The organism is Microbacterium sp. NPDC080005 (assembly GCF_040702445.1).
In the GTDB taxonomy this organism is placed as follows: domain Bacteria; phylum Actinomycetota; class Actinomycetes; order Actinomycetales; family Microbacteriaceae; genus Microbacterium; species Microbacterium oleivorans_D.
Window position 1 is genome coordinate 154,713 of the sequence record NZ_JBFBLD010000001.1, and the last position, 13,978, is coordinate 168,690.

The following is a 13,978-nucleotide window of genomic DNA, read 5'->3' on the forward strand; positions in this document are numbered from 1 at the left end:
CAGGACTCCACCATGGCCATCGACCAGCACGGCGACGCGAAGCTCGAGGGCGTCTCGATCCGCTCGCTCCCCAAGGTCTCGCTGCACGACCACCTCGACGGTGGGCTGCGCCCGCAGACGATCATCGAGATCGCCGACGAGGTCGGGGTCGACGTCCCCGAGGCGGCGGCCGACGACCTCGCCGACTGGTTTGAGGACCAGTCCGACAGCGGGTCCCTCGTCGAGTACCTGAAGACCTTCGATCTCACGATCGCCGTCATGCAGACCCGCGAGGGGCTGCGCCGTGTCGCGAAGGAGTTCGTCGAGGATCTCGCCGCCGACGGTGTCATCTACGGCGAGGTCCGCTGGGCCCCCGAGCAGCACCTGCAGGGGGGCTTGAGCCTCGATGAGGTCGTCGAAGCCGTTCAGGAGGGCATCGAGGAGGGCGAGGACGCCGTCGAGGCCTCGGGCCGCGACATCCGTGTCGGCCAGCTCATCAGCGCGATGCGTCACACCGACCGGTCGTTGGAGATCGCCGAGCTCGCCGTCCGCCACCGCGGACGCGGCGCGGTCGGGTTCGACATCGCGGGTCCCGAGGCCGGGTTCCCGCCGTCGAACCTGCGGCCGGCGTTCGACTACCTGGCATCCGCCTTCTTCCCGGCGACGGTCCATGCCGGCGAGGCCGCGGGGCTCGACTCGATCCGCTCGGCGCTCATCGACGGACGCGCGCTGCGGCTGGGTCACGGCGTGCGCATCGCCGAGGACCTCGACGTCGTCGCGGAGAAGGGCGAAGAGGTGCAGGTCCGCTTCGGCGACCTCGCCCGGTGGGTGCGCGACCGCGAGATCCCGCTGGAGCTCTCGCCGTCGTCGAACCTGCAGACCGGGGCCATCGCCAAGTGGGGGACGCAGCTCGAGGACCACCCCTTCGACCTGCTGTACCAGCTCGGGTTCGCGGTCACCGTGAACGTCGACAACCGGACGATGAGCCGGACCTCGCTCACGCGCGAGCTCTCCCTGCTCGCCGACACCTTCGAGTACACGCTGGATGACCTCGAGGCGTTCCAGCTGAACGCGGCTGCTGCCGCCTTCCTCACCATCGAGGAGCGCGAGGAGCTCATCGAGCTCATCGGCGAAGGCTTCTCGGCCTGACGTCGGGATCGTGCGGTCGGACGCCGACTCCTCAGATCCTGTCGCACCGGCCGCCGCTCGAGACTCGTTCACGGCCGGAGCCGGCGAAGACGACCTCGGATCCTGGCATCCACACGATCGCACCGGTCAAGGGTGCGTCGAGGACCCATGCCGTTCGGTGGGACGACGGCGCTGGGGGATCGCGGGCCTGGCCGGCCTGCTGCGCAGAAACTCCTCGGGCGGGAGGGCGCCGACTCCTCGAGTCCGGCTCGTCGGTGGCTGGTCAGGACGCTGCGGTGCCTCGACTGTCACAGATGGAGGAGTCACGGCGGACCCTCCGGCGCACGCTACGCGCTGTAGACGCCGAGCTCGGTCTGCCGCTGCGCCACCGCCTCCTGGACGCGTCCGAAGAGCGGATGCCCGGGCTCGAGGCCCGTGACCGAGGCGGTGAAGGCTGCGGCATCCTCGGTCCGGATACGCTCCTGCAGTTCGACCGCCTGCGGGTCGGCAGCGTCCTCGAAACGGAGCGCGGCCGACATCGCGGCGACGAGGCCGTCGACGGAGAGTCCGCGCTCGGCGGCGGCCGACGCGGGGCCGACGAAGCGCTCGTGGCGGGAGAGCTTGCGGAGCGGCTGCCGGCCGACGCGCTGCACGGTGTCGGGGAGGGATGCGTTCGAGAACCGCTCGAGGATCGTCGCGCGGTAGCCGGCCAGCTCGTCGGCGTCGAGGCCGTGCGCAGCCGACAGGAACGCCGAGGTCTCCTCGAGTGCCTGCTCGACCTTGGCACGGATGCCGGTGTCGGCGAGGGCGTCTGAGATCCGGGTGATGCCGGCGACGTAGCCGAAGTAGGCGGTCGCCGCGTGGCCCGTGTTGACCGTGAACAGCTTCCGCTCGATGTAGGGAGCGAGATCGTCGACGAAGTGCGCGCCCGGGATGTTCGGGAGATCACCGCCGAACGGTCCCTGCTCGATCGCCCACTCGAAGAAGGGCTCGACCGTCACGTCGACGCCTGCGCCGTCGGGCTGCCCCGGGACGATGCGGTCGACCGCGGTGTTCGCGAACACGGCGCGAGCCGAGAGGTCTCCCCACGCATCGCCGGCGAGCTTCTCGATCTCGGCGCGGAGGGTGTCGGTCGCCCCGATCGCGTTCTCGCACGCCATGACCTGCAGCGGCTTCGCGTTCGCGTCGCGACGCGCGAGACCCTCGAGGATGTGGGGCGCGACGAACGGCAGGATGTTCGGTCCGACCGCGGTCGTCACGACGTCTGCGGTCGCGATCTCTTCGGCGACCGCATCGGGGTCGGCTTGGCTGTTCAGGGCGCGGAAACCGGTCACGGTCTTGTCGCCTCCGCCCGGCCCCACCTCGTGGACGGTGTACTCGGATGCCGCGTTGATGGTCTCGACGAGGGTGGGCGCGACGTCGGAGAAGACGAGGTCGTATCCGCCTTCGTGGAGCAGAAGGCCGACGAATCCGCGGCCGATGTTGCCGGCGCCGAAGTGGACCGCCTTCATGCGTCGTTCACCGTGGAGAGCAGCTGGTAGAGCTCCTCCGGGGTCTGGGCAGCCTTGAGCTTCGCGACCTCGTCGTCCTCCGAGAACAGGAGCGCGATCTGCGACAGGATCTCGAGGTGCTCGTCGCCCTTGCCGGCGATGCCGACGACGAAGGTGACGGGCTCCCCGGCCCAGTCGACGCCGCCGTCGTAGCGCACGAAGGAGAGGGCGGACTCGAGGATCGCGTCCTTCGTCTCGTTGGTGCCGTGCGGGATGGCGAGTTCGTTGCCCATGTAGGTCGAGACGGCGACCTCACGCTGCTGCATGGCGTCGAAGTAGGCGCCGGTCACGGCCCCCGACGCCTCGAGGATGTCGGCGGCCTCCTTCATCGCCTGCTCCTGCGTGGCGGAGCCGGAGTGGATGCGGATCTGGCCGAGGGTGAGGACGTCGCGAGCCATGGTTTTCTCCTTCTGGGAACTGTGTGGGGGAAAAGCGCTGCGGGGCCGGGACCATTGTCTCCGACCCCGCAGCGGATCGCATCAGGCGTCGCCGTGCTGGCGGCGCACCATCTCCACGACCTCGTCGTACTTCGGCGAGTTCATGAAGTTGTCGACCGAGACGTGGACCGACTCGGGGGTGACCCCGCGAGCACGATCGGTCAACTGCGCCTGGGTGATGACCAGGTCGGCCGACGGGTCGAGGTTCGCGATCGCCTTGTTGGTGACCGTGACGCCTTCGACGCCCGCCTTCTTGAACTTGTTGCGCAGGACGCTCGCACCCATCGCGGACGACCCCATGCCGGCGTCGCACGCGAACACGATGTTCGAGATCTCGCGGTCGGCGACGGCGGTGCCGGTGGCAGCGGATGCCGCGACCGCGGCGTCGTTCGTCGCTGCCGGTGCGTTCGCGGAACCGCGCAGCCCCGACAGGGCCTCGGACGACTTGCCCTTGTTCGCCTCGGTCTGAGAGACCGCTGCGGAGAAGGAGTCCGTGCCGAGTTCGGCGGCGGCGAGATCACGCTTGCGGGAGGCCCGCAGAATGATCGCCGCGACGATGAACGTGACCGTCGCAGAGAGGATCACCGAGAGGATGACTCCGAGGTAGCTGTCGTTTGCTGTCTGGAGCAGCACCGCGATGATGCTTCCCGGTGCTGCGGGTGCGCGGAGTCCGGCGCCGAACAGCATGTTGGTCGTGACACCCGTCGTGCCGCCCGCGATGAGGGCGAGGATGAGCGTCGGCTTCATCAGTGCGTAAGGGAAGTAGACCTCGTGAATGCCGCCGAAGAACTGGATCACGGCCGCGCCGGGGGCGGACGCGCGCGCAGCGCCGAGCCCGAAGAAGGTGAACGCCAGCAGCAGGCCGAGCCCGGGACCGGGGTTCGCCTCGAGCAGGAAAAGGATCGACTTGCCCGACTCATCCGCCTGAGCGATGCCCAGCGGCGTGAGGACGCCGTGGTTGATGGCGTTGTTCAGGAAGAAGACCTTCGCCGGTTCGATCAGGATGCTGGTCAGCGGGAGCAGATTCGAGTCGACGAGGAAGTTCACCGCGTTCGACAGCACGGTCATGATGCCGTTCACGAGCCAGGCGATCGGGTAGAACCCGATGACCGCCATGATGAAGCCCCAGATGCCGGCCGAGAACATGTTCACGAGCATCTCGAAGCCGGCGCGGACCTTCCCCTCCCAGAGGGAGTCGAGCTTCTTCATGGTCCACGCCGCGAGCGGGCCGAGGATCATCGCGCCGATGAACATGTGAACCTGGCCGAGCTCCGACGCGTCGGGGTTGGCAGCAAGCAGGGCGTCGTTGAAGTTCTTGATGATCAGATCGGAGCCTGCGATGGCGCCCATCGTGGCGATCGCGCCGACGACGCCACCGCGCTGCTTGTAGATCATGTATCCGCCCGTGTAGGCGATGATCAGCGGCAGCAGGTAGTGGATGAACGGACCGACGATGGTCGCGAGGTCGGCGTTCGGGGTCCAGCCCACGTCGATGAAGAACGCGGTGAAGATGCCCCACGCGATGAGCGCGGGGATGTTCGGCATGATCATGCCCGAGAGGAAGGTGCCGAATCGCTGGACGGCGACGCGGGCCCCTCCTCGTGTCTGTGGTGCAGACGTCGTTGTCATGTGCTGGTTCTCCTTTGCTGTGCCGCGGGTCATGCGGCGGTGAGCTGTGCGGCGGCTTCCAGGGCCGCTGCTCGGGCGGATGCCGCATCGGATGCGGCGAGGGCTGCTTCGGCGATGCGCTTGGCATCGTCGAGGCTGTGGTGCAGAAGGGTGGCGCGCACATCAGCGAGCGCCGTCGGTGCCATGGACAGGGTGGTGGCGCCGAGTCCGACCAGGACGACCGCGAGCAGCGGGTCGGCTGCCGCCTCGCCGCAGATGCCGACCGGCTTGCCGTGGGCGCGGCCGCCGTCACCGGTCAGCTTCACGAGCTGAAGGACGGCGGGGTGCCATGGGTCTTGGAACGAGGCGACGGAGCCGAGCAGCCGGTCGGCTGCGAGGGTGTACTGGGTGAGGTCGTTGGTGCCGATGGACGCGAAGTCGGCGCGAGCGAGGACCCGGTCGGCGAGAAGCGCCGACGAGGGGACCTCGACCATGACGCCGGCCGTCTTGATGTTGTACTCCTTGGCGAGGGTGACGAAGTACTCGGTCTCCTCGACCGTCGACACCATCGGAGCCATGACCCACAGGTCGGCGTCGGTGGCGGCATCCGCGTTCGCGAGGGCGGTCAGCTGCTCGCGCAGGATGTCCTCGCTCGCGCGCAGGGCACGGAGCCCTCGCAGTCCGAGCGCCGGGTTCTCCTCGTGCGCGTCATTGAGGAAGGCGAGCGGCTTGTCGGCGCCGGCATCCAGTGCGCGAACCACGACCTTCTTGCCGGGGAACGCCTGCAGGAGCTCGGTGTAGGCCTTCGTCTGCTCCTCGACCGTGGGTGCCTGCGACGAGCTGAGGAAGAGGAACTCGGTACGGAACAAGCCGACGCCCTCAGCGCCGAGCTCGACGGCCTTCGCGGCGTCGGCGGGCTTGCCGAGGTTGGCGAGCAGCGGCACGGCGGTGCCGTCGGCGAGGGCTCCCGGCGTGATCGGCGCGTCGGCGGCCGCGGCGCGGTCGGCCTCGCGGCGCTCGGCCTGCGCGATCTCGTCGTTGGTGGGCTGGGTCGTCACGATGCCGGCCGCGGCGTCCACGACGACGGTCTCGCCGTCGGTGAGCCCGGCAGCGCTGTGCACGCCGACGACGGCGACGATCGACTTCTCGCGGGCGAGGATCGCGGTGTGCGAGGTCGGACCACCCTCGGTGGTCACGAGCGCGAGGACCTTGTCGAGGTCGAGGAGCGCGGTGTCGGCGGGCGCCAGGTCCTTCGCGACGAGGACGAACGGATGACCCGGATCGGGCACTCCCGGAGCGGGAACCCCGCGCAGGTGCGCGATGACGCGGTGCGCGATGTCGTCGAGGTCGGCGGCGCGCTCGCCGAGGTAGCCGCCCATCGCGGCGAGGGAGTCGCGGAACGAGGCGAATGCGTCGAACACCGCGAACTCGCCAGTCTTGCCGTCCGCCAGGCGGGCAGCGACCTCGTCCTCGAGGGCGGGGTCCTCGGCCATCATCGCCTGCGCTTCGAGGACCTCCTGTGCGGCGCCGCCTGCGGTCGCACCACGCTGCTCGAGCTCGCGGGCGACCGCCTCGATGGCGGCGGCGACGCGCGCCTTCTCCTCGTCGACGCCGAGCGTGCTCTTCTCATCCTTCGGCGCGGGCAGCGGCTCCGCCATCCGTGCGACGGGGCCGTGGCTCACGCCCAGGCCGATTCCTACTCCTCGAAGCTCAGTCATGTGTCCCTCAGGCGTCGTGGTCGGTGGTCAGAAGTTCGGTCAGGGTGTCGAGCACCGCGTCGGCGTTCGCGCCGTCGGCCGTGAGTGTGACGTAGTCGCCGTTCTCTGCGCCGAGCGAGATGACGCTCAGGATGCTGGCCGCATTGACGGCGCCGCCCGCCCCCTTCGAGATGGTGACCGGGATGCCGGCATCCTTCGCCGCCTGCGCGAAGAGCTTCGCCGGGCGGGCGTGGAGGCCGTTGGCGGAGCCGATCCTCACGGTCCGGCTGGCCGGTGCGCTCATCGCGGGGTCCTTTCGATGCGGTCGGCAGCGGTCGCGGCCGTCACCAGGGCGAGCGTGCGCGTTCCGTCGCGATCGCCGAAGACGTCCTCCGGCAGCAGCACGACGCGCGCCTGTCGGGTGGCGGCGTCCCGCTGGATGTCGGGGAGGGCGGAGGCAAGATGCGGACCCACGAGCACCACGTCGCCGGCATCCGTCCCCGTGGCAACCATGCCGGGGACACCCGCGTGGACGAGCAGCTCCGTGCCTTCGCGATGTGCGGCCTGCCGCAGACGCTGAGCGACGAATGTGCTCGACGCACCCGCGCCGCAGACGACGAGGATCTTCATCGATCCGCCTCCTTGTCTCCCCGCAATTTTCATCCGACTCCCAGGAAGCGACAACCAGGGCTTCTTCCGCGGGGGAGGAAACCCCGGTGCCCCGGCAGGTGGTTGACTGGATCCGTGAGTCGGACGAGACAGGATCGCGTCATGGCGCTCCTGGCGAGGGATGCCGGGTGGCGCACCGCGGGCGAGCTCGCCGACCTGGTCGGGGTGACGCCCCGCAGCATCCGCTCCTACGTCGCGGCCCTCAACGCGCGCGTGCCCGGCGGTGATGCCGTCGAGTCGGGGCCGTCAGGCTACCGAGCGGGTGCCGGTGCCGCGGCGGCGTTGAAGCCCGCTGCGGAGGAGACGCCGCGCGATCGGCTGCACCGGCTCGTGCGCGACATCCTCGACGCTCCCGACGGCATCGACGTCTATGCAGCGGCGCAGCGCTTCCACGTGAGCGACGCCACCCTCGAGGCCGATCTCGGGCGCGTGCGAGCCCTGCTGAGCGGGACCCAGCTGACCCTCGAGCGGTCGGCCGAGCGCGTGCGACTCGCGGGGACGGAGATGGCGCAGCGGCGTCTGCTCAGCCGGCTGGCGCACGACGAGATGGAGCAGGGCGCCTTCGATCTGCGCGCGCTCCGCCGTGCGTTGGGCGAGAGCACGGCCGAGACCTCGGCTCTCGGTGCGTTCAAGGACGACCTGGTCGCAGGGCTCGGCGACCTCGGGTACCTCGTCAACGAGTTCGGCATCGGTGACGTCATGATGCACATCGCGATCGCCGCCGATCGCGTCGGTCGCGGCCGCGGCCTCGACGGCGCACCCATCGACGATTCCCCCGCGCGTGCGCAGATCGCCGACCTGCTCGATCGTCTCGCCGTCGGGCGCCTCGGGGTCCGCCTGGGGGACGGCGATCGGGATCATCTCGCTGCGCTCGTGCAGACCCGGGTCGTGGCACCCGGCGCGGCCGAGCCCGATACCGTCATCCGCGGGCGCCTCGATCCGGACGTCGAGGCCGCGGTGCGCGCGATCGTCACGCGGGCGGCATCCGAGTTCCTCGTCGACATCGATCACGACGACTTCATCCTGCGACTGTCCCTCCACGTGCAGAACCTGCGGCAGCGCGCCCAGGATCAGGCGTGGTCGCGCAACGCCCTGACCCGTTCGCTGAAGTCCAGCTATCCGATGATCTTCGAGGTGGCGGTCTTCATCGCGGAACAGCTGCGCGACGTCGTCGGGGCGCCGCTGTACGAGGACGAGATCGCGTACATCGCGATGCACGTGGGCGGGCGCCTCGAGCGCTCGCGGCAGTCCGCGCGCCTGCTGACCGCGACGCTCGTGTGCCCGGGGTACTACGAGATGCACGAGCTGCTGCGGGCGAGCATCGACCGCGCACTCGGGCGCGAGATCGAGGTCGTCGCGGTCGAGACGCGGGTCGATCCCGACTGGGGCGCCCTCGACACCGACCTCGTGCTCACGACGATCGAGCCCCCCGCCCCGTCCGACCGCGTCGTTCGGGTGCAGCCGTTCCTCACCGAGCAGGATGTCGAACGTGTCCAGGGCGCGGCCGCGCGCGCCCGCCGTGCACGTCGCCTGGCGGGACTCCGCGCCGAGCTGGAGCGGTACTTCTCGGCCGATGCCTTCGTTCCGCGCCTCCCCGCCGACGCCGACGAGGAGACCGTCATCCGAGGCCTCGGCGGGTTGCTGGCCGCGCAGGGGGTCATCACCGAGGACTACGTCGGTCGCACGCTCGAACGCGAGCGGATCTCCTCCACCGCGTTCACCGACGCGCTCGCCGTCCCGCATGCCATCGGGATGACCGCGACGCGCACCGCGATCGCGGTCGGGCTCGCCGACCCCTCGATCCGGTGGGGCGACGGGCGGGTGCAGGTCGTGACGATGGTCGCCTTCTCGGAATCCGACCGCGAGGCGTTCCAAACCGTGTTCGAGCAGCTCGTCGAGGTGTTCAGCGAACGCGACAGCGTGCAGCGGATCCTCCGCCGCGGCACGACGTTCCCGGCGTTCCTCGATGAGCTGGTCGCCGTCGTCGACGGGTGATCAGCGCGCCAGGCGCGCCTCGAGGCCCATCCGCACCCCGGGCCACTCGTGGGGGAGGATCGAGTAGACGACGGTGTCGCGCATCGTCCCGCCCGGCCCGATGCGGTGGTTGCGCAGCACGCCGTCGCGCCGGGCTCCGAGGCGCTCGATCGCGGCCTGCGACTGCCGGTTGTGCCACGAGGTGCGGAACTCCACGGCGATCGCCTCGCACGCCTCGAAGGCGTGGCCGAGCAGCAGCAGCTTCGCAGTCGTGTTGACGTCCGTGCGCTGCACGGTCGGCGACAGCCAGGTGTAGCCGATCTCGACGCGACGATTGGCGCTGTCGATGTCGCAGAACGTCGTCATCCCGGACGCGCGTCCGTCGACGATCACTGCGAACGGGTTCATCCGACCGGCCGCGTGTTCGGCGCGCCGCCAGGCGATCTCGTCCGGGACGGATGCCGGGATCGAGGTGTACCACGCGTAACCGAGGCCCTCGCGAGCCTCCGCGAGCTCATCCGCGTGCGCCTCGTCGAGGGGGACGAGCTGCACCCTTCCGCGGCTCAGCACGACGGGCTCGGCGAGAGGCGTCGCCGTCACGTCTGCGCCGCCGCGAGGATCTCCCGCACGCCCGCCTCCACCGCGGCCAGGCGCACAGCGGCGTCGTCGGCGGAGTCGCCGCGCACGTCGAGGTAGGCCTTGAGCTTGGGTTCGGTGCCGCTCGGGCGCACGATGACGCGCGACCCGTCGGCCAGCCACACTCGCAGCACGTCGCCCCGGGGTGAGCCCTCGGGAGCGGTGAGGAGGTCGTTGATGCGATCGACGGCGACCGCTCCGACGGATGCCGGCGGCGCCGCACGCAGGGCGCCCATGATCCGTCCGATCACGGCGACGTCGTCGACACGGAGGGACACCTGCCCGCTCGCGAAGTGGCCGAACGTCGCGGCGGACTCGTCGAGCAGGTCGCCGAGGGTCCTGCCCTCCTCGCGCGCTTCGGCGACGAGGCCGAGGACGGCGATCGCGGCGGAGATGCCGTCCTTGTCACGCACAGTGCCGGGGTTGACGAGGTAGCCGAGCGCCTCCTCGAACCCGTAGACGAGAGCCGGCGCGCGCGAGATCCACTTGAAGCCGGTCAGGGTGGCCGCGAAGTCGAGGCCGTAGTGCTCGGCGATCGTCTGCAGACCGGGCGACGAGACGAGCGAGCACGCCAAAGTGCCGGATGTCGCGGTCCGCGCGGCCCGCCAGCCGAGGAGGAGGCCGACCTCGTTGCCGGTGAGCCGGCGCCAGCCGCCGGGAGCCGCGGCATCCGGGATCGCGACGGCGAGTCGGTCGGCGTCGGGGTCGTTCGCGAGGATGAGCTCCGCGCCGGCCACCCGGGCGGTCTCGAAGGCGAGGTCCATCGCGCCGGGCTCTTCGGGGTTGGGGAAGGCGACGGTCGGGAACCGCCCGTCGGGCGCGATCTGGTCGGCCACGACCGTCGGTGCCGGGTATCCCGCGGTCTCGAGGATGCGGGCGAGCGTCTCGTGACCCACGCCGTGCATCGCGGTGTAGACCCAGTTCAGCCCGGCGGCGCCCGCCGGGGCGGGGGCGACGAGCGCGGTCGCACGCACGTAGGCGTCGACGACCTCCTCGCCCGCCGTCTCGTAATCGTCGGAGCGGGGGATCGACGCGAGGTCCGCCGCGGCGGCGACACGGTCGATGTGGGCCGCGATCTCGGCATCCGCCGGCGAGACGATCTGAGCGCCGTCGTCCTTGCCACCGAGGTACACCTTGTACCCGTTGTCGTCGGGCGGGTTGTGCGACGCCGTGACCATCACTCCCGCGGACACACCGAGGTGGCGGACGGCGAAGGCGAGCACGGGGGTCGGCAGGAGGCGGGGGAGGAGGATCGCGCGCAGCCCCGCGCCCGCGAAGATCTCCGCGCTGTCCCGGGCGAAGACGTCCGAGTTCCGGCGCCCGTCGTAGCCGATCACGACCGACGGCGTCGCGTCACCCGCGCGCCCGCGGAGGTAGGCGGCGAACCCGGCGGCGGCCTGCCCGACCAGGACGCGGTTCATGCGGTTCGACCCGGCACCCAACGCGCCGCGCAGTCCCGCGGTGCCGAAGGCGAGCCGGCTGTCGAACCGGTCGTGCAGATCGGCGACGGCGGCCGCGTCGCCGGCCTCGGCCCGTGCGATCACCGCGCGCAGCTCGTCGCCGGTCTGCGGGTCGGGGTCCTGCCCGAGCCACTGCCGGGCGACGTCCAGGATGTCGTCGCTCACAGGAGGCCGATCACACGGGCGAGGAGGTCGGAGATGACCGGCTCGGCCTCACGGCCCGCTTCGATGACCTCCTGGTGGCTTAGCGGGGTGGTCTGGATACCGGCAGCGAGGTTCGTGATGAGGGAGAACCCGAGGATCTCCATGCCCGCCTGGCGCGCGGCGATCGCCTCGAGCGCCGTCGACATGCCGACGATGTGACCGCCGATCGCCTTCGCCATCTGCACCTCGGCGGGCGTCTCGTAGTGCGGTCCGCGGAACTGGCAGTAGACGCCCTCGTCGAGCGTGGGGTCGACCGTGCGGGCGAGATCGCGGAGGCGCCGCGAGTAGAGGTCGGTGAGGTCGATGAAGGTCGCGCCTTCGAGCGGCGAGTCGGCGGTGAGGTTGATGTGGTCGCTGATGAGGACCGGCTGTCCGGGTGTCCAGGACGTCTTGATGCCGCCGGCGCCGTTGGTGAGCACCATCGTCTTCGCGCCGGTCGCGGCGGCCGTGCGCACGCTGTGCACGACGCGGCGGACGCCGTGCCCCTCGTAGTAGTGGGTGCGGGCGCCGATCACGAGGACGCGCTTGCCGTCCGGGGTGAGGATGCTGCGGATCGATCCGACGTGCCCCTCGAGCGCCGGCTTGCTGAAGCCCGTGACATCGGTCGCGGCCAGGGTCGCCGTGGTCTCGCCGATGAGTTCGGCGGCCTTGCCCCAGCCGCTCCCGAGGGTCAGGGCGATGTCGTGGTGGTCGACACCGGTGAGGCGGGCGATGTCGTCGGCTGCGGTCCGTGCGACCTCGAACGGGTCGGCAGTGGGGTCGTCGAGCGGGTGGGTCTCCTCGTGCATGCTCCCACTCTAGGAACCGCGGCAGCGCTCGGCCACACGGCTCGCATCGCGTCGCGGCGCACGGGGACCCCGCGGGCTGGAAGAATGGTGCGCATGTCTGTGAGCTTCGAGACCACCCAGAGCGTCGCGATCATCGGCGGCGGCCCCGGCGGATACGAGGCGGCTCTCGCAGCGGCCCAGCTGGGTGCCGAGGTGACCCTCGTCGAACGAGCCGGCATCGGCGGATCCGCGGTCATCACCGACGTCGTCCCCTCCAAGACCCTCATCGCCACCGCCGATGCCGCCGTGGCCATCCGCGGCGCGTCGGACCTCGGGGTGCAGCTGTTCGCGCGCGGCGACAGCGGCAAGCCGCTGAAGCCCGAGATCGCCATCAACCTGGGGGCGGTCAACAAGCGGCTCCTCTCGCTCGCCCGTCAGCAGTCCGACGACCAGCGCGCGCAGCTGGTGGATGCCGGGGTCCGCATCATCTCGGGCCACGGCCGCCTCGATGGCACGCACGCCGTCGTCGTCTCCACCGGCCCCGGCGGTACCGACTTCGACCGCATCGAAGCCGACACCCTCGTCGTCTCGGTCGGCGCTTCGCCACGGGAGCTCGACAGCGCGAAGCCGGACGGGGAACGCATCCTCACATGGACGCAGCTCTACAACATGTCCTCGCTGCCGGAGCACCTGATCGTGGTCGGCTCGGGCGTGACCGGTGCCGAGTTCGCCGGCGCCTACATGAACCTCGGCTCGAAGGTCACGCTGATCTCCAGCCGCGACCAGGTCCTCCCCGGTGAGGACTCCGATGCGGCCGCCGTCATCGAGAAGGTCTTCACCCGCGGCGGCATGGAGGTGCTCTCCAAGTCCCGCGCCGAGAAGGTCGAGCGCACGAAGGACGGCGTCATCGCGACGCTGTCCGACGGCCGCACCGTCGAGGGCAGCCACTGTCTGATGGCCGTCGGGTCCATCCCGAACACCGCCGGCATCGGCCTGGAGGAGGCGGGCGTCCAGCTCACCGACTCGGGACACATCCAGGTCAACCGGGTCGCGCGCACCTCGGTCCCGAACATCTACGCGGCCGGCGACTGCACGACGTTCCTGCCCCTCGCCTCGGTCGCGGCGATGCAGGGTCGCATGGCGGTCTTCCACGCCCTCGGCGACACCGTCATCCCGCTCGAGAAGCAGCGGGTCACGGCCAACATCTTCACCGCGCCCGAGATCGCGACGGTCGGGCGTCAGGAGCGGGACATCGAATCGGGTGCGGTCAACGGCACCGTCCACAAGCTCCCGCTCGCCGCCAACGCGCGCGCCAAGATGATGGGCGTCAAGGACGGCTTCGTGAAGATCATCGCCCGGGAGGGCTCGGGCACCGTGATCGGCGGTGTCATCGTCGCCCCGCGCGCGTCGGAGCTGATCTACCCCATCGCGATCGCGGTCGAGCGGCGCCTCACCGTCGACCAGCTCTCGCGCGTGTTCGCGGTGTTCCCCTCGCTCGCCGGCAGCATCACCGATGCGACGCGCGCCATGCACCAGGTCGCCCGCGACGAGGACACCTACAGCTGATCCACGCGGTCAGGGGGCGGTGATCGTCGTCACGTACAGGAAGGTGGTCGCCGGCGCAGCGCCGGTCGCCGAGACCGCTTTCGCAGCCGGGTCGCCGACGCCGATCCGATGCGGCTCGGTGTCGCAGACGATGTCCTGCGTCAGGGTCATCTGACCGCCGTCCGCCGTCATCAGATTCACCGTGACGGTGGCGGTCAGGCCGTCGCCGCCGAAACACCGGGCATCTGCACCGACGATCCCGGCAGGCTCCTCGAAGTCCGCCCTCACGTCGTTCGCCCCTCTGACCGAGGGCCCGATCCGCAT

The 13,978-nt window shown here is 70.5% G+C and carries 13 protein-coding genes; 3 read left to right on the forward strand and 10 right to left on the reverse strand.

Translation table 11 applies throughout. The features are described 5' to 3' along the window. The first annotated feature begins 12 nt into the window (after window positions 1-12). Window positions 13-1,128, forward strand: a complete 1,116-nt coding sequence (locus tag AB0259_RS00725) for an adenosine deaminase (protein WP_366221206.1) — start codon at window positions 13-15, stop codon at window positions 1,126-1,128. Window positions 1,129-1,454: 326 nt separating this feature from the next. Here AB0259_RS00725 and AB0259_RS00730 read toward each other — a convergent pair whose 3' ends face one another. From AB0259_RS00730 to AB0259_RS00755, 6 genes are all read right to left on the reverse strand, one after another. Next, window positions 1,455-2,618 carry a mannitol-1-phosphate 5-dehydrogenase gene (locus tag AB0259_RS00730; RefSeq protein WP_366221204.1) on the reverse strand — a complete coding sequence of 388 codons (1,164 nt, stop codon included), beginning with the start codon at window positions 2,616-2,618 and terminating at the stop codon, window positions 1,455-1,457. Next, the gene (locus AB0259_RS00735; protein ID WP_251583161.1) at window positions 2,615-3,055 is read right to left on the reverse strand and encodes a PTS sugar transporter subunit IIA; all 441 of its coding nucleotides are present in this window, start codon (window positions 3,053-3,055) and stop codon (window positions 2,615-2,617) included. Before AB0259_RS00735 ends, AB0259_RS00730 begins: the two co-directional genes overlap by 4 nt. An 81-nt stretch (window positions 3,056-3,136) precedes the next feature. Then, window positions 3,137-4,723: a PTS mannitol transporter subunit IICB gene (locus tag AB0259_RS00740; RefSeq protein WP_366221202.1), complete on the reverse strand. Its 1,587-nt coding sequence runs from the start codon at window positions 4,721-4,723 to the stop codon at window positions 3,137-3,139. A gap of 29 nt (window positions 4,724-4,752) precedes the next feature. Beyond that, window positions 4,753-6,420: a phosphoenolpyruvate--protein phosphotransferase gene (gene ptsP, locus AB0259_RS00745; RefSeq protein ID WP_366221200.1), complete on the reverse strand. Its 1,668-nt coding sequence runs from the start codon at window positions 6,418-6,420 to the stop codon at window positions 4,753-4,755. A 7-nt stretch (window positions 6,421-6,427) separates the two neighbouring features. Next, window positions 6,428-6,703 carry an HPr family phosphocarrier protein gene (locus AB0259_RS00750; RefSeq protein WP_251583166.1) on the reverse strand — a complete coding sequence of 92 codons (276 nt, stop codon included), beginning with the start codon at window positions 6,701-6,703 and terminating at the stop codon, window positions 6,428-6,430. Beyond that, window positions 6,700-7,029: a PTS sugar transporter gene (locus tag AB0259_RS00755; RefSeq protein WP_251583168.1), complete on the reverse strand. Its 330-nt coding sequence runs from the start codon at window positions 7,027-7,029 to the stop codon at window positions 6,700-6,702. The genes AB0259_RS00750 and AB0259_RS00755 overlap by 4 nt, the downstream gene beginning before the upstream one ends. A 141-nt stretch (window positions 7,030-7,170) precedes the next feature. Between AB0259_RS00755 and AB0259_RS00760 the strand changes: the two genes are divergently transcribed. Then, window positions 7,171-9,063 carry a PTS sugar transporter subunit IIA gene (locus AB0259_RS00760; protein WP_251583170.1) on the forward strand — a complete coding sequence of 631 codons (1,893 nt, stop codon included), beginning with the start codon at window positions 7,171-7,173 and terminating at the stop codon, window positions 9,061-9,063. Here the strand turns inward: AB0259_RS00760 and AB0259_RS00765 are convergent, their stop codons facing one another. Genes AB0259_RS00765 through AB0259_RS00775 form a run of 3 tightly spaced genes read right to left on the reverse strand, consistent with a single transcriptional unit; the run spans window position 9,064 to window position 12,130 of the window. Beyond that, window positions 9,064-9,642, reverse strand: coding sequence for a GNAT family protein (locus tag AB0259_RS00765; RefSeq protein ID WP_251583183.1), 579 nt, complete (start codon window positions 9,640-9,642; stop codon window positions 9,064-9,066). Beyond that, window positions 9,639-11,303: a phospho-sugar mutase gene (locus tag AB0259_RS00770; protein ID WP_366221196.1), complete on the reverse strand. Its 1,665-nt coding sequence runs from the start codon at window positions 11,301-11,303 to the stop codon at window positions 9,639-9,641. Before AB0259_RS00770 ends, AB0259_RS00765 begins: the two co-directional genes overlap by 4 nt. Next, complete coding sequence (locus AB0259_RS00775; RefSeq protein WP_366221194.1) at window positions 11,300-12,130, reverse strand: purine-nucleoside phosphorylase; 831 nt, start codon at window positions 12,128-12,130, stop codon at window positions 11,300-11,302. Before AB0259_RS00775 ends, AB0259_RS00770 begins: the two co-directional genes overlap by 4 nt. A gap of 93 nt (window positions 12,131-12,223) precedes the next feature. On the opposite strand from AB0259_RS00775, the gene AB0259_RS00780 reads away from it, so the two are divergent. Next, window positions 12,224-13,675 carry an NAD(P)H-quinone dehydrogenase gene (locus tag AB0259_RS00780; RefSeq protein WP_251583195.1) on the forward strand — a complete coding sequence of 484 codons (1,452 nt, stop codon included), beginning with the start codon at window positions 12,224-12,226 and terminating at the stop codon, window positions 13,673-13,675. Between the two features lie 9 nt (window positions 13,676-13,684). Here AB0259_RS00780 and AB0259_RS00785 read toward each other — a convergent pair whose 3' ends face one another. Next, a complete protein-coding gene (locus AB0259_RS00785) occupies window positions 13,685-13,942 on the reverse strand; it encodes a hypothetical protein (RefSeq protein WP_366221193.1) in 258 nt (85 codons plus the stop codon). Between the last annotated feature and the right edge of the window lie 36 nt (window positions 13,943-13,978).

Bases quoted from the DNA above. Each gene is read 5' to 3' on its own strand.
- AB0259_RS00725 (WP_366221206.1), top strand. From the start codon at position 13: ATGGCCATCGACCAGCACGGCGACGCGAAGCTCGAGGGCGTCTCGATC.
- AB0259_RS00730 (WP_366221204.1), bottom strand. From the start codon at position 2,618: ATGAAGGCGGTCCACTTCGGCGCCGGCAACATCGGCCGCGGATTCGTC.
- AB0259_RS00735 (WP_251583161.1), bottom strand. From the start codon at position 3,055: ATGGCTCGCGACGTCCTCACCCTCGGCCAGATCCGCATCCACTCCGGC.
- AB0259_RS00740 (WP_366221202.1), bottom strand. From the start codon at position 4,723: ATGACAACGACGTCTGCACCACAGACACGAGGAGGGGCCCGCGTCGCC.
- ptsP (WP_366221200.1), bottom strand. From the start codon at position 6,420: ATGACTGAGCTTCGAGGAGTAGGAATCGGCCTGGGCGTGAGCCACGGC.
- AB0259_RS00750 (WP_251583166.1), bottom strand. From the start codon at position 6,703: ATGAGCGCACCGGCCAGCCGGACCGTGAGGATCGGCTCCGCCAACGGC.
- AB0259_RS00755 (WP_251583168.1), bottom strand. From the start codon at position 7,029: ATGAAGATCCTCGTCGTCTGCGGCGCGGGTGCGTCGAGCACATTCGTC.
- AB0259_RS00760 (WP_251583170.1), top strand. From the start codon at position 7,171: ATGGCGCTCCTGGCGAGGGATGCCGGGTGGCGCACCGCGGGCGAGCTC.
- AB0259_RS00775 (WP_366221194.1), bottom strand. From the start codon at position 12,130: ATGCACGAGGAGACCCACCCGCTCGACGACCCCACTGCCGACCCGTTC.
- AB0259_RS00780 (WP_251583195.1), top strand. From the start codon at position 12,224: ATGTCTGTGAGCTTCGAGACCACCCAGAGCGTCGCGATCATCGGCGGC.